We start from the raw sequence: 16340 nt of genomic DNA, 5'->3' as shown, positions 1-16340 counted from the left end.
CGGCAACCGGCGATACGCCGGGACGCGCCATTAGGCCGGGGCACGGGATGCCCGTCATGTCGCTGCCTGCCACGGGCGCTTGTCCCTGCCTGCCGCCCTGCCCGGCTGCACGACCGGGCATTGCCGCCACTCGTTAACCTATTCATGATCGGGCGCCACCCAGCCCGGAGTCGCCGCCATGCCCGCCCCGCTGTACCAGCAGACCCACCTCGGCCTCGCCCTCGCCATGCGGGCACTGCACGCCACCCTGGAGGCCGCCGAACAGCATGGCGTGCGCGTCAGCATCGCCGTGGTGGATGCCTCCGGCCTGCCGATCCACACCGCCCACATGGACGGCGCACCCCAGCCCAGCCGCGACATCGCCCTGCACAAGGCCATCACCGCCGCCGGCTTCGGCGTCGCCACCCGCACCTGGGACCAGCGCCTGGCCGCCTGCTCTCCCGGTGTGCGCCAGGGCCTGCCCCTGCAGCCGAACCTGGCGCTGTTCGGCGGCGGCGAGCCGTTCCTGCATGACGGCAGGGTGATCGGCGCCATCGGTGTCTCCGGCGCCTCCGAAGCCATCGACAGCGCCTGCGCCCAGGCCGCGTCCCAGAGCGTTGCCCGGTACTTGTCAAACCTGGACAAGAACCCCGGCACTGAGGAACAAGACGCCATCCCCCGCAGCGGCTCCTAATATCCGTCGTCAGGCACGGGCCGCTCGGCGCGCCGCTAAAAACGTAGGCGAGGCAGTCAGCGCAAGGCGCAACGACCAACGGGAGTAACAGCCGAAGGCTGGCCCGAAGGGCGCGCACCAGCGCGTCAAACAGGCGAAAAAGCGCAGTTTAAGTGCGGTAAATGAGCACTTTGATCGGACTCGCGCACGAGGCTGTTTTTAACGCCGCGATGACAACGCAGGTAGTTTTTAGAGGTGCGCTTCGGCGCCAGCCGTCCCCCCACTGTCCAGGCTGCAGTCATGATCAACATCGAGACACCCACCTACTACACGGCCACCAAGAAGTACGACCTCAGCTTCCCCACCCTCCAGCAGGACCTGGAAGCGGACGTCGTCGTAATCGGCGGAGGTTTCTCCGGCATCAACACCGCCCTGGAACTGGCGGAAAAGGGCATCACCAACATCGTGGTGCTGGAGGCCCGCTACCTGGGCTTCGGCGGGACCGGCCGCAACGGCGGACAGATCATGGCCGGCATCGGCCACGACCTGGAGAAGATCCGCCACGACGTGGGCGAGGACGGCCTGCGGCAGATCTTCGAGATCAGCGACATGGGCGCCGACATCATCAAGGGCCGCATCGCCAAGTACGGCATCGACGCCGACTTCTGCCACGGTTACGGCTACATGGGCTTCAACGCCCGCCAGGAAAAGACCCTGCGGGCCTGGGAGAAGGAGTTCAAATCCCTCGGCTCGCCCCACGAGATCCGCTTCCTCGGCGGCTCGGAGGTGAAGCAGATCATCGGCTCCGATGCCTACAACAGCGCCCTGCTGCACATGGGCGGCGGCCACGTGCATTCGCTCAACCTGCTGCTGGGCGAGGCCAAGGCGCTGGCCAGCCACGGCGTGAAGATCTTCGAATACAGCCCGGCGCTGGAGGTGACCTACGGCGAGCGCATCACCGTGCGCACCGGCCAGGGCTCGGTGAAGGCCAGCAAGCTGCTGTGGGCCTGCGACAGCTTCCTCAACAAGCTGGAGCCCGAGCTGCATCGCACCACCATCAACACCTACGCCTTCCAGATGATGACCGAGCCGCTGTCCGACGAGCTCATCCAGCGCATCAGCCCGATCCGCGGGGCGTACAGCGACATCCGCCCGGTCATCGACTACTACCGCGTGACCAACGAGAACCGCCTGCTGTTCGGCGCGGCCACCCCCTTCGTCGAGCACATCCCGCGCGACCTGAAGGCCTGGAACCGCAACCTGATGCTGAAGATCTTCCCCTACCTCAAGGACGTGAAGATCGACCTCGCCTGGGGCGGCCCCATGGCCTGCAGCGCCAACCTGTTCCCGCAGATCGGCACCCTGCCCGGCCGGCCCAACGCCTTCTTCGTGCAGGGCTACTCCGGCTTCGGCGTCACCCCCAGCCACATCATCTGCAAGGTGCTGGCAGAGGGCATGAGCGAAGGCTCGGCGCGCTACGACCTGATCAGCTCGGTGCGGCGCATCAACATCGTCGGCAAGGACCAGTTGCGCCCGCTGCTGCTCACCGCCGGCAAGTCCTGGCACCAGGTGTCCGGCTTCTGGACCGGCCGCCGCTAACAGTGATCGACGCAGCTGAGCGTCGGCGGTACGGCGTTGGGATCGGCCTTGGAATGCTCATTCACAGATGTGAACTCCGCTTCCGCAGGCGCTCCCGCCTTGTACCGCTCCAGCTCGCTCGTGCCGGAAGCGTTGAGAACACCGTAATTCCCGCGAAGCGGGAATCCATCAAGCAAACACACTTTTCCATCACCCGCAGGAGCAACTGCCATGTCCCTCACCCCCATCAAGAACGGAATCACCCTGGCTGAACTGGATGCCTGGGGCACCGTGGCCGACCTGGGCTCGGAAATCCTCGAAGGCGAGGTCAAGGCCTTCGGCAAGATGACCGCTGGCGCCCCCACCGACCCGGTCAGCGCCGCCTACTTCGGCACCACCGCCGGCAAGTTCCGCATGACCTACCCCTTCAACGAGCAGGCCACCGTGGTCAGCGGCGAGGTGATCCTCACCGACGAATCCACCGGCCAGACCACCCGCTTCAAGGCCGGCGACAGCTGGTTCGTCGCCAAGGGCACCCCGGTGCTCTGGGAAGTACCCGGCGACGGCTTCGTCAAGCACTACTACGCCGTGGCCTGAACCACCCGGCCTGCCCCACGGGGCAGGCCTGCGGCCCTCGCCCGCGAGCGGCCGCCCAGCGCGAGGAACCCGCCATGACCGCCCCCCGCGACCCCGCCGGCTTCGCCCGGCACTGCCTGAACACCTTTACCCACTTCGTCCCCGCGTCCGTCGCCGCCTTCTACCGCATCGACGACCAGTTGCAGGCCCACGACTTCCAGCTGCTGCACATGCAGCCGGGCATGCACACCGACTACCTCAACCACTACCGCCACCTCGACCCGCTGCAGCCGCAGACCTGCCAGGCCATCGGCCTGCCCGTGGTGCCACTGCGCACCGGCCAGGCCCACCGCAGCGACGCGGACAACCGCCAGTACCTCGGCTTCCTGCGCCAGCACCGGGTGATCGACGTGGTGGAAGTGATCGCCCGCGCCGGCAACCGCCCCATCGCCGGCCTCTCCCTGCTGCGCCATGAAGGCCTCCCCGCCTTCGAGCCCACCGAACTGGCCAGCCTCGGCGCCCTCCACGGCCTGATGCAGGCTGGCGCCGAACACCTCGCCCCCCTCCCCCCCACCCTGCCCGAACTCACCCCCCGCGAACGGGAGATCGCCCTGCTCCTGCGCGACGGCCTCGGCAACAAGGCCCTCGCCCGCCACCTCGACCTCGGCCTGCCCACGGTCAAGACGCACCTGCTCAACCTGTTCCGCAAGGTGGGCGCGCGTAACCGGACGGAGCTGGTGGGGATGTTGTTCTTGCAGGGGGATTGAGGGGAACGACCAGCGTCAGGCCTTGCCACATTCCAACTCCGCCTCACGGGCCTGGATGGCTGCCTCCAGTTCCGGGGAGCGTTTGGCCCACTGCTCAGGCGGCAGCGGCTGGGACCACTCGACGATGGCGGGATCGGTCAGTTCTGGGGGTGGTCCAAGCTTGAAGTTCTGGATTTTCTCCGCGAAGTAAGTCCCCAGGAAAATCACGAAAAACAAGCCATGCAGCACATCAAGCACATCCCCCTTGAACAGGCTGGTGATGATCGAGCCGATTTGGGTCTCACGAAAAGGCCGCTTGCCCAGCCGACTCTCAGGCACAGCCTCCGGCCCGACCTCCATGTAGCTCCTTATGCACTCCCACAGGCACATGGCCGTGGTGCCGCCGCCGCAGTTGAAGCCGATGGAGTAGTCCCGCTCCCCCTCCGGCGCATCCGGGTCCGGGTTGCGAAACCCGATCGTCAACAGGCCGTGGGTCATCTTGCCGTGCTGGCCATAGGTATCCACCGCCACGGCCTGGGCCTCCACCGACTCCCAGGGCACGATCCAGTAGGTGCCATCCTCCTGGGGTACGCACACCTCGCGGCGCTGGCGGTTGAAACGGGTTGGTAGGGGCGCGGGTTGGGTCAACAGGCTCCAGGCCATTATCAACGCAGGGATGCCAACGATGATTCCTCCTAGGAGCGCCATTTCAAATACATAATCCAATCCCATCGCTCGCACCTTTAAGGTCATCCACGTGGCAACCAAAATCATCGGCCAGATACACATCACCGCAGAACCAGGGGTGTATTCCGTGATATCCAGGTACACCTCGTTCTTGCGCCAGATGGTGTTCAGCACGTCCTTGGGCGGCTGCCCGGTGGGGATGGCGGGCGGGGCCAGGTAGTCGTCGCGGGAGAACAGGCGCTTGGTTTGGCTACCAGCGGCAGGCGAGGTCATACCTGCTTGGCCTCCATCTGCTCGGCCAGCTCGGCCTCACGGGCCTGGATGGCCGCCTCCAGTTCCGGTGAGCGTTTGGTCCACTGCTCAGGGGGCAGCGGCTGGGACCATTCGACGATGGCGGGGTCGGTGAAGTCGGGCGGAGGTGTCAGCTTCTTCCGCTCGATTGCATAAATCAGCAAGACGTTGAACAGGAACAGTCCGCACAGGCCATCCCACAGCAACGCCCGGACCCAACCCTTGGTCTTGCCCACTTCGATCACATCAAAGACATAGCTGGCGATGATCCCCCGCTTGTTTTCAAAGCGAGACAGCCTGTCCGGCACCACCTCCGGCCCGACCTCCATGTAGCTCCTTATGCACTCCCACAGGCACATGGCCGTGGTGCCGCCGCCGCAGTTGAAGCCAATGGAATAGTCCCGTTCCACCTCCGGCGCATCCGGGTCCGGGTTGCGAAACCCGATCGTCAACAGGCCGTGGGTCATCTTGCCGTGCTGGCCGTAGGTATCCACCGCCACGGCCTGTGCCTCCACCGACTCCCAGGGCACGACCCAGTAGGTGCCATCCGCCTGGGGTACACACACCTCGCGGCGCTGGCGGTTGAAACGGGTTGGCAAAGGGGCGGGTTGAGTTAGGCCGTACAGCACAATCAGGGTAGGTATGCCAACGATTATTCCGCACACAGTTGCCAGCAAAGGATCCAATCCGTCTCCATCAGCAGGAAGGCACATCCAAAAAGAAGCCAAGATCATCGGCCAGATAACCATCACAGCAGAACCGGGGGTGTAGTCCGTGATATCCAGGAACACCTCGTTCTTGCGCCAGATGGTGTTCAACACATCCTTGGGCGGCTGGCCGGTGGGGATGGCGGGCGGGGCCAGGTAGTCGTCGCGGGAGAACAGGCGCTTGGTTTGGCTACCAGCGGCAGTCGAGGTCATACCTGCTTGGCCTCCGCCTGTGCGGCCAGCTCGGCCTCACGGGCCTGGATGGCCGCCTCCAGTTCCGGGGAGCGTTTGGCCCACTGCTCAGGCGGCAGCCGCTGGGACCACTCGACGATGGCGGGGTCGGTCAGTTCTGGGGGTGGTCCAAGCTTGAAGTTCTGGATTTTCTCCGCGAAGTAAGTCCCCAGGAAAATCACGAAAAACAAGCCATGCAGCACATCAAGCACATCCCCCTTGAACAGGCTGGTGATGATCGAGCCGATTTGGGTCTCACGAAAAGGCCGCTTGCCCAGCCGACTCTCAGGCACAGCCTCCGGCCCGACCTCCATGTAGCTCCTTATGCACTCCCACAGGCACATGGCCGTGGTGCCGCCGCCGCAGTTGAAGCCGATGGAATAGTCCCGTTCCCCCTCCGGCACATCCGGGTCCGGGTTGCGAAACCCGATCGTCAACAGGCCGTGGGTCATCTTGCCGTGCTGGCCGTAGGTATCCACCGCCACGGCCTGGGCCTCCACCGACTCCCAGGGCACGATCCAGTAGGTGCCATCCGCCTGGGGTACGCACACCTCGCGGCGCTGGCGGTTGAAGCGGGTTGGCAAGGGCGCGGGTTGAGTCAACAAGCTCCAGGCCATCATTAGCGAAGGGATGCCAACGATGATTCCGCACCCAATCACGACCAAGAGATCCCACTCGTCTCCATCGGCGGGGATGCTCAACCAAAGAGAAAGCAAGATCATGGGCCACATGACCATCACAGCAGAGCCTGGGCTGTAGTCGCCAATATCTATAAACACCTCGTTCTTGCGCCAGATGGTGTTCAACACATCCTTGGGCGGCTGGCCGGTGGGGATGGCAGGCGGGGCCAGGTAGTCGTCACGGGAGAACAGGCGCTTGGTCTGCTGGCCGGCGGTGGGGCGGGTCATAAGCGCCCCCTGGGTTGCAGGTAATCATCCCCGGTCAGGGCGTGGCTACGGGCATTGGCCAGCCCTGGGCCGCTTTCACCCGGGCGCAGGTCAATGACGTCGCCATCGGCCTGCGCCACGAATGCCACGCCGTTCGCCCCGCCGAGGTATTCCGCCTCCTGGCCTGCACTCGAGGCCAGGGCCAGGGCGGCCAGCGGCAACCGATAGCGCAGGCGCAACGCCAGTTGCCGTTGGCTGGGCCGCAACGGCCCTGCCAGCCGAAGACCCTGCCCTTCCTTGCTCGGTATCCAACTGCAGCGGCTGTGCGCCAGCCATTGCGCCCCCAGGTCAAGGCTGGGCTCCCGGTTGCTCGCACCCACCCGGTACTGGAACGGCAAGGCCTCACCCGACAGGGCCAGCTCCAGGGTGGCGTGCTGGGGCAAGGCACCGGGCAGGTCGATTTGCAGGTGGTAGTACGCGTCCTCGACGATCACATCCCCGGCGCTGCCGTACACCTGATGGCTACGGCTCTGAAGGCTGAGGCGGGGTTGGTAGAGCAGCTTCAACAAGGCGTCCAGCTCCGCCTGTTGCTGGGCGGGAGGAATCGAGGCATTGCCTGGGGCACGCCCTTTGGACCAGCAACAGCTCGCCAGAAAGGCCTGCATCGGGGTGCGCTGCTTGGACCAGGCGATGAAGTGAATGCTGCCCGCGGCCATGAGCAACAGGTTGATCGGCCCCATGCCCAGGCGAAAACGCAGCACGGCTTGAGCGGTGGTGATGCGATTGGCCAGTCGCATGCCCGTAAGGCTGAGTCCCAGCGTGGCCTGGGCCCCATACACCGCAACCTGCCCAGCCACAGCCAATCGGCGGATATCCAGCCAGGGGTCAACGCCGATCTGCGCAGATTCCATTTGTCGCTGGAGTACGCTGAACTCTTTCGAGGCGGCTGCGAATGAAATCAGGCCAACCAGGCCACCAAACAGCGTGAGTGTTGGCGCCACAGTAGAACCACGCCCCAACTCATCAACCCCGGTTCCCTTAATCAACCAACTCTGAATCACCGCCACCAACGCGGCACTGGTATAGAGATTCGCGCAAAGCGCCTCGCTCTTTCGTTGCTCATCCGGGCTCTCGATACCCTCCGTCGACGGCAGGTTGACCATGTTGAGGATCAGGATGGCCAGCGGCAGGACCCCACCGCTGTTCTGCACGGCCGGGCTGTTGACGATGCGGGCCGGTAGACCCCGGGCAATGCCGGAGGCGGTGCGCTCCATCCACGTGCCCAGGGCCTGTGCCTTGTCCCCCAGCAGGCGCCAGTGGGCAACGCCGTTCTTGAAGGTCTTGACCAGGCGGGCGTCATCTTTCAGGCGGGCAACCACGAATACGCCGATCTGGTGCGGGGTCATCTTTATGCCCACCTCGGTGTTGAGCAGTGCGGCGCTGGCCAGGTTGACGCTTGCCAGCCACCCGCCATGAGCCGCGTTGATCGCCCTGTCCAACGCTTGCATCGCCTGGGCTCCGATGACCTTGGCGAGCGCTGCCCGGCTGGCTTCAAGGTTGTCGAGGCTGAGGGCCGTCAACACCTCTCCCGCACGGGTGGCGCTGTTCAAGGCCACTTCCAGCGGGGGATTCCAGGCCATGAACAGCAGGTGGAAGACCCCATCATCGCGCGCACGCAGGTGGTCGCTCAGTTGTTCGGCCCCCTGCCGGCGGTAGCACTGTGCGCTGAGGCAGGCCTGTGCCAGCTCGTCCAGCCACGCCTGGTCTTCGGCGTTGAAGTGATCGACGAACCAGGTGCCCCGACCATGCCGGGGTAGAAACACCTTGCGATCGGCATACAGCACCTTGTGCCGTGCTTCCACCTGCTTGTAGTGCGCAGGGGCCTCGCGTTCCAACCAGCCATTCATGCGCTTGAGATCGATGTACTCCGCCACCTTGGCGCCCGCCGAATCGCCCTTGAGCTGAGCCACCTTGTCCTTGCGATAGTCGCGCACTACATCCAGCACCTCCCGCTGCAGGTTGGCCGGGATGAAGGCTCGGACGGGCTGCAACTCCAGCTCCCTGCGGCGAGCGATGTCGGCAATACGCGCGTCGGCGGCGGCATGGCCGATGCGGTGCCGCTCGCGCACGTTGACCTGGGTTTCTTCATCGATCAGGCCCTGGAGCGCACGCTGGGTCTTCAGCAGTTGATCACCTTGGGCTTGGGTGATCTTGAGCTTGTGCTCGCGGTACTGATAGACGAGGAGGTTGGCGAGTTCTCCCCCCTCTTCGCTTATCAGGCTGCGGATGAAGCCCGCCATGTTCAGGCGCAGGTTGTTGTCCGCCGTCCAGCGCTCATGACGGGCCTCGAGCTGCTCCTGCTCATGGTTGAGATCACGCAGGACGCCCAGGTCATCGTCCAGCGCGACCACTACGGGGTAGAGGGGGCCGGCTTCCGAGCGGGCCTTGTCCAGCCACAGGGTGGCGCGGCGGGCATCCCAGGCTTCTGCACTCCAGCTGCCTGGCGGCTGTTCGATGTCCGGATGGCGCTGCAACGCCTGCTCACCCGACCCCAGCCATTCCATCACCCAGACATAGGCACTGACCTTCTCCGGCGTGGGGTCATTTTTGACCTGCTCGCCCAGGACCCGTGCGTCCTCCTGGTGTTGCTTGCCGTTCGTCTTGTGGTCATAGGCCCTGCTTTTGTCCAACGCCTCGGGCATCAGCTCGGCGATGAGCGATTCGGCTTTTTCCAGCGGCACGCAATGGGCGGCCTGGAGGTTACAGGCAATGTCCTGCATGGGAACACGGCGCATGTGGGCGCGACGTCCCTTCGGCTTGGCCAGCTCTTCGCATGCCTTTTTCCCCAAGGGGCGCTCGGTATACAGAAGCCAGGCATCCTCCCCTTTACCCAACGCCACACCGGCCAGACTGCCCGTCGTTAGCACCTTGCGGCCGACATCCAGTCGCTGTGGCTGAAGCAGGCCGTTCTTGGCCACGGCATAGCGCTTGAGTGGCCCCTGCCCCGCCCACAGGTAGAGAAAGCCCGCACGCAACACGCGCAGTGCCATGGGGTGGCTGTTCGTCTTTACGCCAGGCTGCAGGCCTGGGTGCTTCGCCGGCTGCTCTGCCAGGGCATAGCGGGCAGGTACGATGTAGAGCTGGGCCTGGCGAGCCGGGCACGGGCTGACGGGGTCGCGTGCGTCGCCTGCGGGTGGCGGAACGCTCTGGTTGGGGTTGGCAGTCATGGGGACGTCCTTTTCAGAAGGCTCAGTGCATAGGCGAGGTCGGCGGCGTCCTTCAGGCGTTGTGAAGGTGTGCGCGAGTCGCGTGCATCCAGTTGATTGGCGACGTGCGGGTGATCCTCCAGGGCGTTGGGGCCGAGCAGCCCGAACAGGTTGGCGTAGCGGTAAAGGTCATCCTCGCCGTAGAAGCCACGGGCATAGGCCTGATCGGCAAGCGCACGCAATTCGGCACGCCTGGCGGGGCGATCCCACTGCTCTCCCCACGCGGGGAAGTGGGTGTGCATATGGCCATCCAGGCCTTCAAGCACCTGATGCTGACGCACCTGGCCCAACCGTTCGAGGTCACTTTCGCGCAGGTGGTAAAGCAGCGGTGCGTTGATGGGATGTGGCGCGACGGGGCTCTGAAGCCTCGACCATTGCTCGGTATCCAGGTCATAGCCGAGCACCTCCTGAAAGGGCCCGAACAAGCGCCCTGCATCGGCGCTATCCGGGTTGCCGAACAGGGCATGGACGATGGTTGCATCCGCCAGGCGAAGTAGAAGCCCTTCACCTTGCGGGTGCACGACCTGCAGCAAGCCACGCAGATGCTGCACCTGCTCCATCCAGGGTGCGTCGCTGAAGAGCAGGCACCCCCAATCAGGTTGCCCACTGGCCTTGTAATGCTCGAGCACAGGGTCATCCGGCCCTGACACGCGCACCAGACAGGGCGAGATATCCGTCAGTTCAGCCCATTGGGTCTGGGCATAGAGCGCCTGGGCCATGCTCGTGCCTCCCCACTCCCAGACGCGCTGCAGAGGGTTCGGCACGCTGACGCCATCCAGCAGCAGGCTGGCTCCCAGCGCCCAGGGAAGGTCGGGGGCAAATTCCGGCAGGGCCATCAGGCATCCCTCCTGGCTTGCGCGCATATCGCGCACAACGGTTGCTTGCGCAGCAACGCCTGTCGCTGGGCGGCGATCAGCACGCCGCCGGCCTTGTCCTTGTCGGCCGGCTTCACCGCGCCCGGCAGGATGGGCGCGGCGCCGCTGCCGCTGCCTGGCCCACCACCGGAGTTGATCTTGATGCTGGGCCCACTGAGGGTGACGCCGCCGCCGTCGAGCTTCACGAAGCTGCCGCCAGCCTGGAAGGTCACTTCGCTGCCGGCGTCCATCACGACCTTGAGGCCGGATGATAGGTGGATCTCCTGCCCTGCTTCGATGAATTGCCCGCTGCCCAGTTGGATGTGCTGCTCATTGCCCACGGTGAGGTGGTCATCCAGCTTCAGTTCCGTCTTGCGGTCCTTGTGCAGGGTGTGGTGCTGCTCGCCGAGGAATTCGCTGTAGACGCTGCCTTCCACCCGGTCGTGGCGCTGGTTCCCGACGCGGATCTTCTGGTCGTGTTCGATGTTCTCGTCCCAGTCCCGCTGGGCGTGGACGTAGATCTGTTCCTGGCCCTTGAGGTCTTCGATGCGCAATTCGTTGTAGCCCCCGCCACCGGGGCTGCTGTCGGTCTTGAGCAGGGTGCGGGTCTTGTGGGCAGGGAGTTCGTAGGGCGGCTGATGGACGCCGTGGTAGAGGCAGCCGGTGACCAAAGGTTGGTCGGGGTCGCCTTCGAGGAAGGTGACGAGCACTTCCATGCCAATGCGAGGGATGGCGATGGCGCCGTAGGCGTTGCCGGCCCAGGTGCTGGCGACCCGCAGCCAGCAGCTGGTGTGTTCGTCGGCCTGGCCTTCGCGGTCCCAGTGGAACTGGACCTTGATGCGGCCGTGGCGGTCGCAGTGTATTTCTTCGCCCTTTGGGCCGGTGACGACGGCGGTCTGGCTGCCCAAGACTCGGGGTTTGGGGTGGTTGAGGTCAGGGCGGGCGGGGACGTCCCAGGGGATGGCCTGGAAGCGGTTGCGGTAGCCCTGTTTGAAGTCGCCGTCGAGGGTTGCGGGTTCACTGGCGGTGGGCAGTGAGACGCCGAGGGTTTTGCTGGCCAGGTTGCTCAAGGCACCTTTGGCGCTTTTCACCATGCCGTCGATGGAGGCGAACTCTTCCAGCACCTGGGGTTGCTTGCCTTCGTGGTGGAGGGCGGTGATCAGCCAGAGGTCGTTCCATTCCGGTTTGGGGTGGTCGGAGAGGCTGAGGAGGTGGCCGCTGACCAGGCGCGGTTCGTCGCTGTCGCCGTCGGCGAGGCGGTAGTCGCGGCGGTGGCGTTCCTGGGCCTGGCGGGCGAGGCGGCGGCCACGATCGCGCTCGGTGAAGCGGCCGGGGTAGTCGTAGTCTTCGAGGTCGGGTTGAGAGAGGTCGTCCTGGGGGGTGTGGGCGGCTTCCATCAGCAGCCTGGGCTTTTCGAAGTGGTAGTCGCGGCGGGTGACGCGCAGGGTGCGGGCTTCCATGCGCAGGCCGAAGCGTTTGATGACGGGTTCGTCGGCGACCTGGCCGGTGTTGGCGAGGTAGGCGACGGGGCGGCCGAGCTTGGGGAAGGCGCTGGCGTCTTCGCCGAAGACCAGCAGGTGGCCATCGGGTTGATGCTCGAAGTGGAAGTGCAGGCCCTCTTCTTCGCAGAGGCGGCTGATGAAGTGCAGGTCGCTTTCGTCGTACTGGGTGCAGTAGTCCCGGGGCGGCGGTGCCTTGGGGCCGAGGCGGAAGCTGTAGGCGTCGGCGAGGATGCCGTGGTCTTCGAGGACCTGGCCGATGATCTGCGGGACGCTCAGGTGCTGGAAGATGCGCTGGTTGTGGCGCAGGGCGAGGTAGGCGAGCCGGGGGACGAGGGTGAGGTGGTAGTGGGTGAGGCGGTTGCCGATCTCGCCGACGGCGATGCCGAAGACCTGCCCGTGGACGCCGCGCCCGTCGGGGGTGAAGGCGAGGAAGGCGGGTTTGTGCAGGAGGCTTTCGAGGTCGAGGCGGCTGCGCTCGCTGACCAATTCGATGTCGAAACGGAAGGGCTGGTTGAGGGCTTCGTGGCCGGTGAAGGCGAGGACCTTGAAGTCAGGGTTGGCGCCTTCGATGTCGAGGCTGAAGTGCGCCTGGTTGGCGGGGTTGAACATGAAAGGCTCCGTCCATTGGAACTGGGAGGACGGAGCCTGCCGGGTTGGGCAAGGGCGATTCCATCAGGCGCTTCCGATAGCCGTGTACGGCCGCGCCACTGGGCGGTGTCAACCGCCCTCAACCATCCGGTTGATACCCGCTCCGCCCGCCAGCGCGGACCATGGAGGCTCCATTGAACAAGGAGCTTCCCATGACCGCATCAACCGACTGGATCACCGTAGGCGCACTGGCCGAGGGCTTTGCCCCGGGGGCGTTCATCCTGCCCAACCTGGCGGACCTGGATGGCCGCCGCTTCGAGCTGGTGTTCGAGAACGGCTGGCGCATCGCCCACGTCTTCGCCGAGGGCCAGCTGGACTGGGCGCTGGCCGACGGCAGCGCCAGCGGGCGCTCGCCCTACCGCGCCACGTCGGTGCGGCCGGGGCTGTACCTGGTGGACTTCATCAAGCACGAGAACGGCCAGGCCTGGTCGGTGAGCCTGGTGCTGGACACCCTCAGCCAGTCCTTCACCGCCGTGCTCGGCCAGTTGCCCCAGCGCGAGGCCACCGAGCAGGGCCTGTACCGCCGGGCGCTGGAAGGGCGCGACCTCACCGACGTGTCCGTGCAGTTCCTCCACGGCACCCTGGACCGCCCCTGGGAGCCGGGCGCCTGCCCCCACGCACCGACCGCCGAGCTGGTGGGCCTGCGCAACCGCTACCGCTACAGCCCCACCGAGGTCTACGAGCACATCTACCTCAACGAGCAGTTCTACACCTGGCAATGCCTGGCCGGCGTCGAGCAGGGCCTGTGCGACACCGACCGCTGCCACTACTACCGCATCGCCGATGAGCTCTACCTGTTCGTCTGGCGGGAGAAGATCGTCCCCACCCTGGGGCTGGTGATGATCGACCTGAAGGCCCACCGCAGCGACGGCAAGATCTTCGGCTATGCCGATGCCGACTTCGCCGCCCTCTCCAACTTCCCGGTGAGCTCCCACTGCGACGTGCTCAACCGCACGGTGTACGGCGATGCGTGAGCGCACCGTGCTCATCACCGGGGCCGGCACCGGGATCGGCGAGGCCTGTGCCCGGCGCCTGGCCGAGGACGGCGCCCAGCTGGTGCTGGTGGGGCGCCGCCGTGAGCCGCTGGAGCGGGTCGCTGCCGCCACTGGCGGCCTGGTGCTGGTGGGCGATGCCGCCAGCAGTGCGGACTGGGCATGCTTCGTCGAGCGCGTGAAGGCGCGCTTCGGCGGGCTCGATGCGCTGATCGCCTGTGCCGGCGGCCACGGCCTGGGCAGCGCGACCCAGACCGACGACGACGCCTGGAACGGCGCCCTGCACAGCAACCTCGGCAGCGCCTTCCAGAGCGCCCGCGCCTGCCTGCCGCTGCTGCTGGAGCGGCGCGGCAGCATCGTCCTGCTCGGCTCCATCGCCTCCCTCGCCGCCGGCCCCGAGGTGTGCGGCTACACCACCGCCAAGCACGCTCTGCTGGGCCTGACCCGCTCGCTCGCGCGGGACTACGGCCCCCACGGCGTGCGGGTGAACTGCGTGTGTCCGGGCTGGGTGCGCACGCCCATGGCCGATGCCGAGATGCAGCCGCTGATGGCCCATTACGGCGAGGACCTGGACAGCGCCTACGCCCGCGTCACGGCGGACGTGCCGCTGCGCCGGCCGGCCTGGCCGGAAGAGATCGCCGCGCTGTGTCGCTTTCTAGTCAGCGACGAGGCCTCGATCATCACCGGCGCGACCCTGGTGGCCGATGGCGGCGCGACGGTGGTGGACGTTCCCACCCTGGCCTTCGAGCGCCTGGGCGGTGCGCCATGAGCGGCGCCTTCAGCGGCAAGACAGTGCTGGTCACCGGCGGCGCCCAGGGCATCGGCCTGGCCATCGTCGAGGCCTTCTCGGCAGCCGAGGCGGAAGTGCTGATCGTCGACCTCCAGGCCGCACCAGCCGAGGCCGTGGCCGCCCGGTTGCGTGACCAGGGCCGGGCAGCCCGCGCCTACGCGGTGGACCTGGCCGAGCGCCGCGCCATCGAGGCGCTGATGGCCGGGCTGGAACGCCTGGACGTGGTGGTGCACAACGCCGCCTACTTCCCCCTCACACCCCTGGAGCAACTGGACGAAGCCCGGCTGGCGCGCACCCTGGCAGTCAACCTCGGCGCGCTGTTCTGGCTCGCCCAGGGCGCCCTCCCGCTGCTGCGCCGGGCCGGGGGCGGCAGCCTGCTGGTGACCTCCTCGGTCACCGGCCCGCGCGTCGCCTACCCGGGGCTGACCCACTACGCCGCGTCCAAGGCCGGGGTCAACGGCTTCATCCGCAACGCAGCCCTGGAACTGGCAGGCGACCGGGTGCGGGTGAACGGCGTGGAGCCGGGGATGATCCGCACCCCGGCGATGGCCAACCTGGGGGACGCCGGCCATGCCGCGGCCATCGCCCGCAGCGTGCCGCTCGGGCGCCTGGGGGAGCCCGCCGACATCGCCGGCGCCATGCTGTTCCTGGCCTCCGAGCAGGCCGCCTACATCACCGGCCAGACCTTGGTGGTGGACGGCGGCGCCACCCTGCCGGAAGCCCCCGGCGCGTTCGTCTGAACACCCCCACCATCCTGCATTTGCAGGATGGTGGGGCCTGCCGGCGCCAGGGATACTGGCGCCATGGCCCTGCCCCGTCGTCCCGACACCGGCCGCCCACTGATGACTACAAAAACAACAAAGTCGCAGCGAGGTGCTTTGCATGTCCGCACTCACCGATATCCAGATCCCATCCCGGCTGATCGGCGCCTACAACGCCCTGCTGCTGGACCTCACCCGCCTGGCCCAGGAACGCGCCATGCAGCGCTTCCACGCTGGCGTGCTGTCGCGCCTGCGCCAGCTGATCGACTTCGACAAGGCCTGGTGGGGCCGTGCCGCCCTGATCGACGGCCTGCCCTGCGAGCACAGCACCCAGCTCTACAACCTGCCCAGCCATTACCTGGCGGACTGGCAAACCATCCGCGATCAGGACCCGACCGTGCAGCGCACCCACGCCGACCCGGGCCATTCGGTGATCATCGACACCCAGTCCGACGCCAGCTCCCCCGGCCTGCGCTGGCTGGGCCAGCGCCACGGCTTCCGCGAGCTGCTCTGCGGGGTGCACATGGACCCGCAGAGCCGCCTCAGCGTGCACCTGGCGCTCTACCGCCGCGAGGGGGCTGCGCCGTTCAACGCCCAGGAGCGCTTCCTCTTCGACCTGTGCATGCCGCACCTGGTGGCCGCCGAAGGGCTGAACCAGCTGCGCAGCCTGGTCACCCACCGGGAAAGCCTCGAAGGCCCCACCGCCACGGCGCTGGCGGTGGGCGACCGGCACGGCCTGCTGCACTACGCCGAGCCCGGTTTCGTCGACCTGCTGCTGGGCGAGTGGCCGCAGTGGAACGGGCCACAGCTGCCGGACGAAGTCAGGCCCGAGGGCTTCAGCGGGCGCAACCTGTGCCTGCAGTCCAAGCAGGTCGGCGACCTGTTCCTGCTCAGCGCCCGTCGCACACCGGCGATGGCCCGCCTCAGTGCCCGCGAAGCGGAGATCGCCCAGCGCTTCGGCAGCGGGCGCACCTACAAGGAAATCGCCCGTGAACTGGGCGTGGCGCCCAACACCGTGCGCCATCACATCCGCAGCATCTACGACAAGCTCGGCGTGAACGGCAAGGCCGGCATCAGCCAGCTGCTGCACCGCGCCCCGGGCTGACGCCCGCCCCTCCCCCTGTCTGCTCCACCTGCCGGTCCGCCCGGCGGGACGGAGCCCCTTTGCCCAC

14 protein-coding genes are annotated in these 16340 nt (G+C 66.5%); 8 read left to right on the top strand and 6 right to left on the bottom strand.

Going from position 1 to position 16340, the window contains the following annotated elements:
• Nucleotides 1-178: 178 nt before the first annotated feature.
• The 4 genes from FBY21_RS28665 (at nucleotide 179) to FBY21_RS28650 (ending at nucleotide 3573) form a co-directional block, all read left to right on the top strand.
• Nucleotides 179-673, top strand: a complete 495-nt coding sequence (locus FBY21_RS28665) for a GlcG/HbpS family heme-binding protein (RefSeq protein ID WP_142015908.1) — start codon at nucleotides 179-181, stop codon at nucleotides 671-673.
• Between the two features lie 279 nt (nucleotides 674-952).
• Entirely contained in the window at nucleotides 953-2251 is a 1299-nt protein-coding gene (locus FBY21_RS28660; RefSeq protein WP_142015904.1) for an NAD(P)/FAD-dependent oxidoreductase, read from the top strand.
• A 210-nt stretch (nucleotides 2252-2461) separates the two neighbouring features.
• Nucleotides 2462-2827, top strand: coding sequence for a cupin domain-containing protein (locus FBY21_RS28655; protein WP_044412141.1), 366 nt, complete (start codon nucleotides 2462-2464; stop codon nucleotides 2825-2827).
• A gap of 74 nt (nucleotides 2828-2901) precedes the next feature.
• A complete protein-coding gene (locus FBY21_RS28650) occupies nucleotides 2902-3573 on the top strand; it encodes a helix-turn-helix transcriptional regulator (RefSeq protein ID WP_142015900.1) in 672 nt (223 codons plus the stop codon).
• A 15-nt stretch (nucleotides 3574-3588) separates the two neighbouring features.
• On the opposite strand, the gene FBY21_RS28645 is transcribed toward FBY21_RS28650, so the two are convergent.
• From FBY21_RS28645 to tssI, 6 genes are read right to left on the bottom strand one after another with little or no spacing between them, the layout of a single operon-like run.
• Nucleotides 3589-4512, bottom strand: coding sequence for a hypothetical protein (locus FBY21_RS28645; RefSeq protein ID WP_142015896.1), 924 nt, complete (start codon nucleotides 4510-4512; stop codon nucleotides 3589-3591).
• Nucleotides 4509-5450 carry a hypothetical protein gene (locus FBY21_RS28640; RefSeq protein WP_142015893.1) on the bottom strand — a complete coding sequence of 314 codons (942 nt, stop codon included), beginning with the start codon at nucleotides 5448-5450 and terminating at the stop codon, nucleotides 4509-4511. Before FBY21_RS28640 ends, FBY21_RS28645 begins: the two co-directional genes overlap by 4 nt.
• Complete coding sequence (locus tag FBY21_RS28635; RefSeq protein WP_142015888.1) at nucleotides 5447-6376, bottom strand: hypothetical protein; 930 nt, start codon at nucleotides 6374-6376, stop codon at nucleotides 5447-5449. The genes FBY21_RS28640 and FBY21_RS28635 overlap by 4 nt, the downstream gene beginning before the upstream one ends.
• Complete coding sequence (locus tag FBY21_RS28630) at nucleotides 6373-9582, bottom strand: toxin VasX (RefSeq protein WP_142015884.1); 3210 nt, start codon at nucleotides 9580-9582, stop codon at nucleotides 6373-6375. The genes FBY21_RS28635 and FBY21_RS28630 overlap by 4 nt, the downstream gene beginning before the upstream one ends.
• Complete coding sequence (locus FBY21_RS28625) at nucleotides 9579-10457, bottom strand: DUF4123 domain-containing protein (protein WP_160158631.1); 879 nt, start codon at nucleotides 10455-10457, stop codon at nucleotides 9579-9581. The genes FBY21_RS28630 and FBY21_RS28625 overlap by 4 nt, the downstream gene beginning before the upstream one ends.
• Entirely contained in the window at nucleotides 10457-12586 is a 2130-nt protein-coding gene (gene tssI / locus FBY21_RS28620) for a type VI secretion system tip protein TssI/VgrG (RefSeq protein WP_142015877.1), read from the bottom strand. The genes FBY21_RS28625 and tssI overlap by 1 nt, the downstream gene beginning before the upstream one ends.
• A gap of 191 nt (nucleotides 12587-12777) precedes the next feature.
• Here tssI and FBY21_RS28615 point away from each other — a divergent pair, with 191 nt between their 5' ends.
• The 4 genes from FBY21_RS28615 to FBY21_RS28600 all read left to right on the top strand — a co-directional run bounded on the left by FBY21_RS28615 (nucleotide 12778) and on the right by FBY21_RS28600 (nucleotide 16273).
• A complete protein-coding gene (locus FBY21_RS28615) occupies nucleotides 12778-13599 on the top strand; it encodes a molybdenum cofactor biosynthesis F family protein (protein WP_142015873.1) in 822 nt (273 codons plus the stop codon).
• Nucleotides 13592-14386 carry an SDR family NAD(P)-dependent oxidoreductase gene (locus tag FBY21_RS28610; protein WP_142015869.1) on the top strand — a complete coding sequence of 265 codons (795 nt, stop codon included), beginning with the start codon at nucleotides 13592-13594 and terminating at the stop codon, nucleotides 14384-14386. The genes FBY21_RS28615 and FBY21_RS28610 overlap by 8 nt, the downstream gene beginning before the upstream one ends.
• Nucleotides 14383-15147 (top strand): SDR family oxidoreductase, encoded by a 765-nt coding sequence (locus FBY21_RS28605; protein WP_142015865.1) that lies wholly within the window; start codon nucleotides 14383-14385, stop codon nucleotides 15145-15147. The genes FBY21_RS28610 and FBY21_RS28605 overlap by 4 nt, the downstream gene beginning before the upstream one ends.
• Nucleotides 15148-15289: 142 nt before the next feature.
• On the top strand, nucleotides 15290-16273 hold the full coding sequence (locus FBY21_RS28600; protein WP_142015860.1) for a helix-turn-helix transcriptional regulator: 984 nt from the start codon (nucleotides 15290-15292) through the stop codon (nucleotides 16271-16273).
• Nucleotides 16274-16340 lie beyond the last annotated feature (67 nt).

It is taken from the genome of Pseudomonas sp. SLBN-26, from assembly GCF_006715895.1.
In the GTDB taxonomy this organism is placed as follows: domain Bacteria; phylum Pseudomonadota; class Gammaproteobacteria; order Pseudomonadales; family Pseudomonadaceae; genus Metapseudomonas; species Metapseudomonas otitidis.
The sequence above is the reverse complement of the archived record's forward strand: the minus strand, read 5'-3'. Positions and strand labels throughout refer to the sequence as shown.

Excerpts from the sequence above, each read along its gene's own strand:
- FBY21_RS28635 (WP_142015888.1), bottom strand. The coding sequence starts at position 6,376 with ATGACCCGCCCCACCGCCGGCCAGCAGACCAAGCGCCTGTTCTCCCGT.
- FBY21_RS28640 (WP_142015893.1), bottom strand. The coding sequence starts at position 5,450 with ATGACCTCGACTGCCGCTGGTAGCCAAACCAAGCGCCTGTTCTCCCGC.
- FBY21_RS28665 (WP_142015908.1), top strand. The coding sequence starts at position 179 with ATGCCCGCCCCGCTGTACCAGCAGACCCACCTCGGCCTCGCCCTCGCC.
- FBY21_RS28655 (WP_044412141.1), top strand. The coding sequence starts at position 2,462 with ATGTCCCTCACCCCCATCAAGAACGGAATCACCCTGGCTGAACTGGAT.
- FBY21_RS28600 (WP_142015860.1), top strand. The coding sequence starts at position 15,290 with ATGTCCGCACTCACCGATATCCAGATCCCATCCCGGCTGATCGGCGCC.
- FBY21_RS28610 (WP_142015869.1), top strand. The coding sequence starts at position 13,592 with ATGCGTGAGCGCACCGTGCTCATCACCGGGGCCGGCACCGGGATCGGC.
- FBY21_RS28650 (WP_142015900.1), top strand. The coding sequence starts at position 2,902 with ATGACCGCCCCCCGCGACCCCGCCGGCTTCGCCCGGCACTGCCTGAAC.
- FBY21_RS28605 (WP_142015865.1), top strand. The coding sequence starts at position 14,383 with ATGAGCGGCGCCTTCAGCGGCAAGACAGTGCTGGTCACCGGCGGCGCC.
- FBY21_RS28660 (WP_142015904.1), top strand. The coding sequence starts at position 953 with ATGATCAACATCGAGACACCCACCTACTACACGGCCACCAAGAAGTAC.
- FBY21_RS28615 (WP_142015873.1), top strand. The coding sequence starts at position 12,778 with ATGACCGCATCAACCGACTGGATCACCGTAGGCGCACTGGCCGAGGGC.
- FBY21_RS28630 (WP_142015884.1), bottom strand. The coding sequence starts at position 9,582 with ATGACTGCCAACCCCAACCAGAGCGTTCCGCCACCCGCAGGCGACGCA.
- FBY21_RS28645 (WP_142015896.1), bottom strand. The coding sequence starts at position 4,512 with ATGACCTCGCCTGCCGCTGGTAGCCAAACCAAGCGCCTGTTCTCCCGC.
- FBY21_RS28625 (WP_160158631.1), bottom strand. The coding sequence starts at position 10,457 with ATGGCCCTGCCGGAATTTGCCCCCGACCTTCCCTGGGCGCTGGGAGCC.
- tssI (WP_142015877.1), bottom strand. The coding sequence starts at position 12,586 with ATGTTCAACCCCGCCAACCAGGCGCACTTCAGCCTCGACATCGAAGGC.